This is a genomic window from Bariatricus sp. HCP28S3_A4, assembly GCF_052066395.1.
GTDB lineage: Bacteria > Bacillota > Clostridia > Lachnospirales > Lachnospiraceae > Allocoprococcus.
The window spans coordinates 1-11,387 of record NZ_JBQHSE010000051.1; the positions used below are offsets into that span (position 1 = coordinate 1).

The 11,387-nt window shown below is 38.9% G+C and carries 11 protein-coding genes and 3 pseudogenes; 3 read left to right on the top strand and 11 right to left on the bottom strand.

The genetic code is table 11. The features are described 5' to 3' along the window. Positions 1-175: 175 nt before the first annotated feature. The 7 genes and pseudogenes from ACTNBF_RS15630 to ACTNBF_RS15660 all read right to left on the bottom strand — a co-directional run. A complete protein-coding gene (locus ACTNBF_RS15630; RefSeq protein ID WP_441089635.1) occupies positions 176-2,836 on the bottom strand; it encodes an FtsX-like permease family protein in 2,661 nt (886 codons plus the stop codon). Next, positions 2,830-3,543: an ABC transporter ATP-binding protein gene (locus ACTNBF_RS15635; protein WP_427805659.1), complete on the bottom strand. Its 714-nt coding sequence runs from the start codon at positions 3,541-3,543 to the stop codon at positions 2,830-2,832. The genes ACTNBF_RS15630 and ACTNBF_RS15635 overlap by 7 nt, the downstream gene beginning before the upstream one ends. A gap of 73 nt (positions 3,544-3,616) precedes the next feature. Next, entirely contained in the window at positions 3,617-4,417 is an 801-nt protein-coding gene (locus tag ACTNBF_RS15640; protein WP_427805658.1) for a sensor histidine kinase, read from the bottom strand. Positions 4,418-4,526: 109 nt separating this feature from the next. After that, a complete protein-coding gene (locus ACTNBF_RS15645) occupies positions 4,527-5,201 on the bottom strand; it encodes a response regulator transcription factor (protein WP_427805657.1) in 675 nt (224 codons plus the stop codon). Positions 5,202-5,316: 115 nt separating this feature from the next. Beyond that, the gene (locus ACTNBF_RS15650; protein WP_427805656.1) at positions 5,317-6,039 is read right to left on the bottom strand and encodes a hypothetical protein; all 723 of its coding nucleotides are present in this window, start codon (positions 6,037-6,039) and stop codon (positions 5,317-5,319) included. A 396-nt stretch (positions 6,040-6,435) separates the two neighbouring features. Beyond that, the gene (locus tag ACTNBF_RS15655) at positions 6,436-6,669 is read right to left on the bottom strand and encodes a hypothetical protein (protein WP_441016037.1); all 234 of its coding nucleotides are present in this window, start codon (positions 6,667-6,669) and stop codon (positions 6,436-6,438) included. A 123-nt stretch (positions 6,670-6,792) separates the two neighbouring features. Beyond that, positions 6,793-7,395 (bottom strand): annotated as a pseudogene (locus ACTNBF_RS15660) (helix-turn-helix transcriptional regulator); the annotation flags it as partial. A 197-nt stretch (positions 7,396-7,592) separates the two neighbouring features. Between ACTNBF_RS15660 and ACTNBF_RS15665 the strand changes: the two are divergent. Next, positions 7,593-8,081, top strand: a pseudogene (locus tag ACTNBF_RS15665) (ABC transporter substrate-binding protein); the annotation flags it as partial. A 262-nt stretch (positions 8,082-8,343) separates the two neighbouring features. Here ACTNBF_RS15665 and ACTNBF_RS15670 read toward each other — a convergent pair. From ACTNBF_RS15670 to ACTNBF_RS15685, 4 genes and pseudogenes are all read right to left on the bottom strand, one after another. Continuing rightward, the gene (locus tag ACTNBF_RS15670; RefSeq protein WP_441024533.1) at positions 8,344-8,571 is read right to left on the bottom strand and encodes a type II toxin-antitoxin system MqsA family antitoxin; all 228 of its coding nucleotides are present in this window, start codon (positions 8,569-8,571) and stop codon (positions 8,344-8,346) included. A 12-nt stretch (positions 8,572-8,583) separates the two neighbouring features. After that, positions 8,584-8,727, bottom strand: a pseudogene (locus ACTNBF_RS15675) (DUF4258 domain-containing protein); the annotation flags it as partial. After that, positions 8,687-9,028, bottom strand: coding sequence for a nucleotidyltransferase domain-containing protein (locus ACTNBF_RS15680; RefSeq protein WP_441024421.1), 342 nt, complete (start codon positions 9,026-9,028; stop codon positions 8,687-8,689). The gene ACTNBF_RS15680 and the pseudogene ACTNBF_RS15675, both read right to left, overlap by 41 nt. Positions 9,029-9,253: 225 nt before the next feature. Continuing rightward, a complete protein-coding gene (locus ACTNBF_RS15685; RefSeq protein WP_441028054.1) occupies positions 9,254-9,622 on the bottom strand; it encodes a hypothetical protein in 369 nt (122 codons plus the stop codon). Between the two features lie 158 nt (positions 9,623-9,780). On the opposite strand from ACTNBF_RS15685, the gene ACTNBF_RS15690 reads away from it, so the two are divergent. After that, positions 9,781-10,377, top strand: a complete 597-nt coding sequence (locus ACTNBF_RS15690; protein WP_441028052.1) for a hypothetical protein — start codon at positions 9,781-9,783, stop codon at positions 10,375-10,377. Positions 10,378-10,632: 255 nt separating this feature from the next. Further along, on the top strand, positions 10,633-10,938 hold the full coding sequence (locus tag ACTNBF_RS15695) for a hypothetical protein (protein WP_441024418.1): 306 nt from the start codon (positions 10,633-10,635) through the stop codon (positions 10,936-10,938). Positions 10,939-11,387 lie beyond the last annotated feature (449 nt).

Below are 11,387 nucleotides of genomic sequence, written 5' to 3' on the forward strand. Positions count from 1 at the left end.
AATGCACTTGATTCGTGGGCAGCTAAAGCATAAATCGCTATTTTGTTAGCTGAAATATTGAGTTTTCAAGGTACGAAGCCCATTTTGGGTATGGGAAGTCTTAGTTAATAAAGATTGATCTTTTCCAATCAAATAGAGGCGTACCACCATTTCTGGTGATGCGCCTTACTGCTATTTATCTCTCAATTTCATCTATAATATTCGATTTCACAATCTTTCTCGCTGGAATACTAACTGCTATGATTGCAATCAAAATATTCAGAACCATAAGCGCTGCCATGATCCCATTTGGAACTCCTGCTGTAAAGTGCAGAAACTGTACTACATGAGCCATGTAATAATCCATGATTTTCCGAAAAGCAATATTGTAAATCAGGAAAATAAACAAATCTGCCAGAATCCCATATAAGAATCCTGTTCTTAAGATCATTCCATAAAATCCAATATCAGTAATCCCCATCGCCCGGATAATACCATATTCACGCCTATGGAATAATATGGAATAGTTCATACTATTCATGATATGGAACAAACTGATCACCAGTAAGATCAGGGCAATTCCCGAAAAGAATAACTGTTGCTGCCGCAGATAATTCTTCTGGGTTTCGATTGCTGCAGTATAATCCTGCAAGACCGCCTTTGGTACATCCTGAATCTTTTGCAGTAACTGACCGCTTGCCTGATCAGGGTCTGCCCCGGCAGCCGGGGATGCATTCACAAAGCTGTAATCCTCTATTCCAAACTGACTGCTCATCTGTTGGTTTGTCATGATAAAACTCGGACTATTACTCCATGGTTCCACGTTCAGGAATCTGTCCTCCTGGACCAATGCGCGGCTTACGATAGCTGCAATTTTAAAATCCTTTGCTATGTAGTTTTCCTCTGCCTCCCGGAACGTCAACACCTCCTGGGAACAGTTCAGGTTTCCTGGAACCCGCAGTGTAATCGTATCTCCGGGATGTTTTCCGTAAAAGTTATAATTTCCCTGTCCGTCCATGTTTGCGACTGCTATAATCTGATTCCCTTCTTCCAACTTTTCCGGGATCATCTCTCCCTCCAGAATAAACTCCTGTAGTTGTTCGAGTAATCCGGCATCATATCCGTAAACATCATACTTGATCCCGTAGGTTCCATCTTCTTTGTCTATACAGATTCCCCCATACTGCTGCTGGAAGTAACCGTCTGCATTCCGCTCATTAAAATATTTCTCCCATTCCAGTTCCTGTGCCTGAATCGTAAGTTCTCCCAACGTATATTTCGTTGCATATACCTCCGACAACTCAGACATAGCCTTTATTGCATCAACGGTTGACGCCGGAATGGTATCCGACAAAACATTTGATTTTACAGAAACCCTATATTCCGATCCCAGACCATCGTCTGACTTCATGGACATTTCTGCGTGTACTTTCAGATTTTCCACCATATAAGTGGTACAAAGGAAGATACATCCTCCAATCGACAAGGACAGCAAAATTCCAATGACTCTTTTTTTATTAGAAAACATGAATTTTCTTACTACAACATTTGCAAGCCTGACATTTCTTAAGCTGTATATCTTCCTCCTGCTTTTTACAAAAGAGGTATCTCCGCTCATCACCTGCCGGATCGATTGTTTTCGCACAGAGTATACCGTGCAAAAACCAACGGCCGCCAATGTTACCAATAAGAAAAGAAAACCGATGACCATCGCATCCCAGGACACATGGAACGCCGCAGTTCTCATACTCTCCTGGATGGCAGTCTGATCCAGCCCGGAAAGTTCAATACCAGTTCCTGCTACTCCAACCGTTTGAGTAGAAAAGACACCATCTAACTGTCCGTAAAGCTGATTCAGAATCCCGTTTCCTAACAGACACCCCATCGGATAACCGATAAAAAATAAGATCCATAATTCTAAAATCAGCGTGCCGCCAATGCTTTTTTCACTGATTCCAAGTGTCTGCATCACGCCATACTCCGCTGTGCGTTTGGAAACAGAGATATGAAAGATGCTGTTTATGATGAACAGACTAAAAACACAGAGCAGCAAGATCATCCCATTGAATGCCAGGTTATACTCGCTCTGCAATTTCAAAACAATGTATGTGAAATTACCACTCTCATCTATCAATGCAAACTTTACGATGTCTGCAATACTGTCCGGCTGCTCACCGCCCAGATACCTGACAACTTCATCATTTGCCGTTACTGCATCACTGGAAATTTGATACTTCTTCAAAAACACATCCAACTGCTTATACAGCTTCTCACTTTCATCGAATCTCAAATATAAGAGTGGCTGGCTTCCCCGGCCTTCAAAATCCTCTCCCACAAAAAGTTCCATTTCATTGGAACTGGCTGCCCAGGCACTTTTTATGATTCCGGTCATGACATAATCTTTTCCATTCAGGCTTAATGTATCGCCAATCTCTCCTGAAAATCCCAAATTCCCCAACGTGTAACGATCCGCCGCGATCTCGTTTGATCCTGCGGGATAAATTCCCTCAATAAGCTCCCGGTGTGCCATCTGTCGGTAAGATTCATCCGTATTGATAAAATAGATGAGATAAGGTTCTGTCACCACATCCCGGATTTCCATTTTACCGCATTGCTCTACCTGAAATCCGGCATCTGTTTGCCCACTGCGTACTTCCTCAAACACCTCCGGTTCCACATCCAGGTAATAATGCCAATCCCCATATATGGCCTTATGAGTCTCCAGACTGTTCATCTGGCTGCTGTAGATCAGGGAACTAACGCCAGACAACAAGGCAGCCGTTAAGATGATACTTGCCAGAATTGCAAAAGTCTGACTTTTATAATACCGCATATACTTATACGCTAGTATTAACATACGCCATCACCACCTTTTTGGGGAAACAGGTGTGTTCCTGACGTTACCATTCCATCTTCAATATGGATGATTCTGTCACAAATCTGTGCAATGGTCTCATTATGCGTTACCATCAGGATTGTCTGATTGTACTTTCTGCAGCTTGTTTTCAGCAATCCGATAACTTCTATGGTTGTAGCTGAATCAAGGTTCCCGGTGGGTTCATCCGCCAGAAGGATTGCAGGTTTATTGACTAAGGCCCTTGCGATCGCAACCCTCTGCTGCTGTCCGCCTGACAGCTCATTCGGATACTTTTTCCGTTTATCCCAGATTCCCAGTTCCTTCAGCAATTGTTCGATATACTTACGATTGATATGCTTTCCTTTGTCAAAAGTTACCGGGAGGGCAACATTATCATACACATTCAAGACGGGCATGAGACTGTAATTTTGGAACACAAACCCGATGTTTCTCCGTCGGAAAATGGTCAGTTCCTTTCTGGTCAGTGTACCGATCTCTTTCCCTTTTACAAGAATTCTCCCCTTTGTAGGAGTATCCAAACCTCCGACAAGGTTTAGAAGTGTGGATTTCCCACTGCCAGAGGTTCCTACAATAGCAATAAATTCTCCTTCTTTAACTTGTATATTGATATCCTTTAGCGCTTTTACCTGATTCTCTTTTTCACCATATATTTTTTCTACATGGCTTAATTCCAGTATATTGCTCATGGCTTACCGCTCCTTTCCTGTTGATACCAACAGTATATCTATGGAATCTTGCATTTTCTTTACAGGGCGGTAATCAATTCTTACAGTTTTGTAAGAACACCGAAAAGCAGCTTCCTTCTCCATAGACGGACTTCACTACCATATAGCCTTTTTCCTTTTCAAGAATCAAGTTAGACAGATACAGCCCAATGCCGGAGCCTTCTATGTGTTCCACTTCCCGGCTTCTGTAAAAGCGTTTAAATATTTCCGTTGTCTCCTCCTCATGGATACCGCATCCGTTATCTAAAATCTGAATCTCCGTATAGATTTCATAAGGACAAACCTTGATCTGGATTGTGCCTCCCTGCTGCGTGTATTTGATCGCATTCTCCAGAAGATTTACAAAAACTTCAACCGTCCACTTCCGGTTATGGAACAGCAGGATATCCTCATATGGTTCCGAAATTAGCATGATCCCTTTCTTCTCTAGCTTTTCATATACAGTATCTATTGCATCCAGAAGCGTTTTTCTGATTGAGATTCCTTCTGCATCAAATACAATCACATCCTGCTCCAGTTTTACCATCTTAGCCAATGAGCCTATGATCCAGTCCAGCTTATCAATCTGCTTTTTGATTTTTTCAGCAACTTCAGCTTGCTTCTTTTCCTCTAATTCCTGACCGTTTAATATTTCTGTATAGATAGAGAGGTTTGCTAACGGTGTTTTAAGCTGATGCGACATATTGGAAACAAGGCTTTTTACTTGCTCTTTTTCTGCTTCTGCCACTTCCACCTGTTTTCCCAAAACTTCCTGAATCCGATTGATCTTATTTACCAGGGCAGACAGTTCTCCCTCCTGGACATCGGATAGTTCTATCTTTTCCTGATTTAACACACAATCTAATAACCTGTCTATCGAACGATAGGTTTTTCTATTTTTATAAATACTATACCCTGCAGTGAAACATAACAACACCACAAGTATGATATTGAGCATCATGTTCTTATTCCTTCCAAATATATCCCACTCCATGAACGGTCTTTATGAACTTTGGATTGGATGCATCCTCTTCTATCTTCATTCTCAATCTGCTGATATTCACAGAAACTGTATTGTTATCTACATACTTTCCGTCGCTATCCCATATCTGGCTTAAAATCTGTTCCTTTGACAGCACATGATTTTTATTTTCAATCAAGTACATCAGCAGCCGGTACTCTAATTTGCTTAATGTAATTTCTTCCTCATTCTTATAGACTTTACAGGTACTTTTATCAATGACAATATTTCCGGAACATAAATTTGCCGTTTCTGCTTTTTCATTCAGAATCCGTTTCATTCTCGCTTTCAGCACACCAAGTGAAAACGGTTTTGACAGATAATCATTCACCCCCAGTTCCAATGCCCTGATCTCATCCATTTCCGTATCACGGGCAGTCAGCATGATAATGGGAATCATACTGAACCGGCGCACTTTCCTGCACAGATCAAATCCAGTTCCATCCGGGAGGTTGCAATCCAAAAGCACAAGATCATAACTGCCTTTTTTGATTTCCTGCTGTCCCTCTCTTCCGGTTCCCACATCGAAAACCTCATATCCATCTCCTTCAAAAGAAAAGTGCAATCCTTCTCTTAAATCAATATCATCCTCTATGATTAACAGTTTTTTACCAACCATTATTTTCTCCTTTCCAGGAAATCATCACTCTCGTTATTTCACAGTGCCGCACTGACTTTACTCATATCTGTAATAAAATACCAACCATCCGATTGATGGTTGGCAAAGCATTAAATCAACTGCAATTTTCTTTTACAAAATCAACAATATCCTGATTCACTTCCCTAATCCTACTATCCCGTTCCATCTCAGAAATGCTCATCCAATAATACTGTACACCATCAATTTCAAACGAATTATCTTGCATTATATTTGGAAACGTTTTAAGCGTAACTTGATAAAGTCTGTGACAATAAACCCGCATTTCTTTATGATTTTGTGAATATTTTTCATGAATTTTCTGTGACATATATTCAATAGAAATATCTTCGCTTTTTATTTTCAATTCATGTGAGATATGATCTATAATAAATTTTTCATTGTTTTGGTTGGTCTTGTAATTTAAAAACAATTTACAATTCCACTTCGGCTCATCATACACTAAGAATCTATTTGGGAATTCACTATACGTATCTTTTATTGCTATAATAGAATGGTTATGAGTTATTTGGTTTAATTTATTGATATCCTTAAAAAGATCTTCTTTCGAGTAATTATTTTTCGCGCCGGACCATATATCTTTTACACTTTTTGCTGTAAAGAATAATCCCAACATTACAAACGTTGTTTTTATTGCTGCTCCGGGCACGCCAAATATTTCTTTGTAGGTTGCCAAAAAAACCGAAACCAGAAACGAAACCGCGGACAAAAGGCTATCCCAAACTACCTCTTTCCCTATGAATTGTTTCTTCTTTTCCAACAGAAGATCTAGTTCTGTTTCGTCTATTAATATCTTCATAGTAATCACCACACAGAAAAATATGTTATATTATACCGTCTAAAAACATATTTGACAATATACTATGTTATATTTTTATATAAAGTTATCCGTGTATAACCAGTGAGCCCGCTGATATGCCTGCTTCCACTGAAAACGAACCTGGCATCCCCGATGGAGAAGTTTTGCAATAGGCTATCTGTTTTTCAAACATGGTATGACCGGCTGTAACGCCACGGAAAAAAGCAAAAGCCCCTCTTAACCGGAAAGGCTTTTGACATCTTTTATTCAGATATAATTTTGTGCTTTACTTTCCACTCAACGATTCTATCCGCATATTTGCTGGTCATAATGATTCCTACCACAACCATTCCAAAAGAAATGCCCAGAGACATTCCCTCTATAAAATCAAACAGGTCAGATGTTTGTTCTGGTTCTAAGAATAGAACAGTCAAGTAAAATACAAATGTAATACAACCACAAATAAACAGCGAATGCATTCTTTTGATTATTTTTTCTTATACCTTCTGAATATTCTGCTGCCTGCAACAAGGTATCCTTTAACTCTGTATCCATTGTCTCCTTTCTCCTTTCTCCACGAAAGATTTCATTTAGATCAACATCATAAAAATCAGCAAGTTCAACTATCACAGATAAATCCGGAAGATTATTTCCCGTATCCCAGCGAGCAATGCAGGAATTTTCTCTGCAGACAACAAATGTCCCACACCATTTTAAGCATAGAGTCCTGTTCAATTATCCAGATTTTTCAAAATCGCTGGCATGCACCAGTTCTGCCATTCGATTCAATTTGAACATCCGATAGTCATTCCTAAGCAGACAATATCCATAGATGTACCAGCTTGACCATTTGAAAATCAGAAAATAAGGTTCCATCTCCCTCTCAGTATTCCCGCCCGACGCATAATACATAAACTTCAGTGTCTTCCCCAGCTCGATTGCATCCTGAATCAGTTCAATCTTTGGTGACAGAGAATCTTTATTCCACGATGACAGGTCGATAAGAACAGACTCATTTCCACTGATAACATCCGATGATCCAGCCTTGAGTTTTTCCATAAGCTGCCCATAATAATGGCTTCCACTCACACTGTCAAGACTTCGAAGACCTGCCAGAATCATCTGCATATCCCTAGATGTCAGAATCGTCCGATCCATCCTATAACCATCCATAATGCTGATGCCGCCGCCCGCACCCTGTGATGTAAAAATCGGAATGCCGGCCCTACATAAATCTTCAATATCTCTGTTTATCGTTCTTCTTGAAACCTCAAATCTTTCTGCCAATTCCGGAGCAGTAATTTTCTCTTCCTGCAAAAGGATAGAAAGAATACCGATAAGCCTATCTATTTTCATATCACGTTCACTTCCTGATTCATTATACCATCCATAACACGACATCTGTATGTCATGTTCAGTTTATATTATACACAAAATAAAAAGATGTTACATCTAAATTCAACAGGCAAATCCCCATATTCGTCAATATTTTCTCACATTCCCCCATCCCGTGCATACCTTAAATCAGATACTTTTTTGTTCAGGAGGATACTATGAAAAAGAAAACCATCTCATTCTTACTGGCAGGCATACTTCTCGTAAGCCTGCTCCCTGCATGCTCGGCAAATGAAAGCAGTGATCCCGCTGCCGTTCCTGCTGCCACTGAAAGCAATTCCGAAAACACTGCTCACAAAAAAATGACGGAAGTTACTCTAAATGAAGTTGCACATTCTATCTTCTATGCACCGCAATACGTGGCAATCGAAGAAGGGTATTTTGAGGAAGAAGGAATTTCTCTCCAACTCATCACTGGTTTTGGAGCAGATAAAGTCATGACCGCCGTTCTTTCCGGGGAGGCCGATATCGGATTCATGGGAAGCGAATCTTCCATCTACACGTATCAGGAAGGTGCAAATGATGTGATCGTCAACTTTGCGCAGCTTACACAAAGAGCCGGGAACTTTCTTGTCGCAAGGGAAGAAATGGCGGATTTCTCCTGGGATGATTTGAAAGGGAAAGATGTGTTGGGTGGCCGAAAAGGTGTCGTACACTATACAATGTAAATTTTGAAACAATTATTATACTATGTAACTGGATTGATGGACTGAATAGTGTGAAAGCCGCACAAACAGCCGCTTTTTAGTATTTTACATGAGAAAGACGCTTCTGAAAAGAGGTGTCTTTATTGTAACACAAAATTTGACACGATAAAAACCATATTATACTCAAAACAAACCCAACAGTAGAATCATACTACAAATCGGGTTTGTCTAATAATTTCATATATTAAATTTGTTCTTCATTCTACGCTGCCTGCTTATAATCAATTACCGCAATTTCCTGCATCAGTTTCTTTGCCATATTTACAATCATTTCCAGTTTCTCAGCGACTTCATCGGTGTAGTATTTCTCGCCGCACTGGTCACATTCAAGGCATGGAACATTCTTGATTACGATGATGCAGTCTTTATAGTTCACAACGTGGGTTGTGGTACTCTGGATAGTAGTCGTATTTTTACAAAACATACACATATTTATTTCCCCGGTGGCAATCCCGTTTTTTACATCTGCTCTGCTGATATCTCTTTCCTGCATTCGTTCTAAGCGATGACGGACTACATCCATTTTTGTTCCAACATCCAATGAATCAGGCTGCTTCATATAAAACCACCCCTTCTTTCTGTACATTGGTATAAAAAGGATATGCTGCTGCCCATTGCTTAAAATGCTGAAGATTTTTCACAACCGGCATCATCCAGATATCATAGTTTACATTATACTCATATCCCAGTTCTGACAATGCATCCGAGTAAGCATCCATTTCTTCCTGTGTTAAATCCACCAACAACATGATATCAACATCGGAATCGGATGTATAATCACCTCTTGCATAGGAACCATATAAAATGACGCTCTTGAGATGTGCGCCGTAAATCTTTTGTACTTCTGATAAATACTGAGTAAGCAGTGTATGAATTGTTTGTGGCATACAATCGTTCCTCCTTTCTCCTGATAGTTTAAGTATAATCCAAATCAGAAAAATGCGCAACCAGTGTACGAATGTCCACACTGCAATGCTGACATTCTGGCAGATGGTTATAATTTGCCGATAGAAAGCGTATGGAGATATAAATATTTTTCACCGCACTAATCACATTCTGCAACACTTCGCTATATTTGATTGTTAACAACATTCCCCAAAAGTGTCAATGCACTAATGTTTCGTGTATGTCTGATTCCCCAATAACTGATATCCCATCCCGTATAACTCAACATTTAATTCAATCACATTATATTGTTTTTTGTTGATGCATTCTTTCAAAAATTTCTCACGATCTTTTTCTTGTTCGGACATATGATATGATGAATTCATATATATTCCCGCGGCAGCAAATAATTCTTCTGATTGATCTAAATTTAATTCTAAAGCAAAACATAAGCTCCAGAGATAATTGCGATTCGCAGGAATCAATTCTCGAATGATACGTGACAATGTAGTTTTGTTCAGATTTGCTTTGCGTGCTACTGCGGCATCTGTTTTGTTACATTTGAATTTTTCATAAACTTCTTTAAATGACATCATAAACAATTCCTCCTTGTCTTTTTTATTTCAGGATAGCATTTGGGAATTTTTTTCGTTTTTTTCACAGAAAAATATGAAAGTTACATGTCGTGTAACCAAAAAGAATGCTTACAGATGTATACTTATAAGCAAGAAAACCAAAAAAGGAGATATCAAAAATGTTACAATTGACGGATTTATTAGGAACTGGAGATGCCAAAGCAAATGAATTAATTGCAAAATTCATTTCAAAAAGAATCTTGGAAATTGCAGAACCGTTAAAGGATGATGAATGGATGTTAGCCCGCTTTTTTCCAAAGTCGTATCCAAGACACAAAAGAAAAGCAGCTTTTTCAGACTTGATTGCTTTATTGAAATCAGAAAAAACATATATACCAGCACTTATCTTGGAATATGTTATGTATGAACTGATCAGATACGGAATTGAGCAGTGTGAAGCGTGCAATACAAGTACGACTATAAAGATGCAGCAGGAAGATCGAGAATATGTATTCAGTATTTTGAAACAAGAATGTGAAAAAATGATCGCTGATGAAGAGTGCGGAGAAAATGAAGATCCTTGTGAACTTACTGAAAATATGATGTCTGATATTGAAGATTTGGAAAGATGCGTAGAGTCTTGCTTTTGGGATTATGACTTTAAGCTTTTAGATCAAATGAGCGAAAAAGAAATATTCTATTCTGAATTGAACAAGATACTCGGAATCGGCACAAAGAAATCGATTATTTATCAGCCAGGAACAGTTACATATTAAGCTAAAATCCCCTGCCCCATATCCAGGAGCGGGGTATTTTTATATAATAAAGTGAAAAAGTTCCCAGGCCACAAAAATACTCTTCATCGTACGCCGGTTACAGAACCATTTTCCAGAGTAGAAAGTAAAAATAATACTACTGCTTTTCACCAACTAGGAAAGAGACTATCGCTCAAAAATCAATATTGCCGATTTCTGCAAATGACAATATAATAAAAAAAGAAGAGCGCATATAGATAAGGGAGGAACACATACATGACCGAATTTGAGCAGTACTTAGAGAAATTGCATGAAGAAGCAAATGAACGAGCTTATATTGCCCTGAAAGCGCAAAGAAATTATCAACCTGATAGTTATGGAGCTGATGCTTTTGTAGAAGGTTATGTCCGAGGCTATGTGCAAGGCTACATGCAAGGTTGTATGGAATCTGCAACTGAATTCTTCCAAAATAATGATACTATTGACGACGAAATAAAAATGCAAATTTTCTTTGATGAAAAAGTAAAAAATGTAAAACAATTTGTAACGGAATTCCTATCTTATTACAATATGAATGACTAATATATAATATAATAAATCCACATGATTGAAAGCTGGCAATGCTCCATTACATTGACTGTAACAACCGCATCAATAACATGGCGTTTCTCCACGATACATGCAGTGCGTTTACATATCTGATAATGTGGGCATCCTTCTCAAGAGGATGGCATATGGCAAACGTAAAAAAGATTATTTTAACAGCTATCGGAATGATTGGCGGAGCAACGAGAAATCGTATAAAATCAGTTCCGAAATTCAGACCTATTTCTTGTATCAATATAAAAGTGTGATTTTACCTCCATAAAACTCGTATAATTTTGTGATTATGATTGTATTTCGGGAAACTTACGCATATAATGCAGTTTGCGCCCTCTGGCGGTCGCAAATGCGTTTTTCAACGGCCGCTATGCGGAGCAGAACGGCCGCTCGTATTTAGTTGATTGTTGATAAGTTATCGTATGTTTATC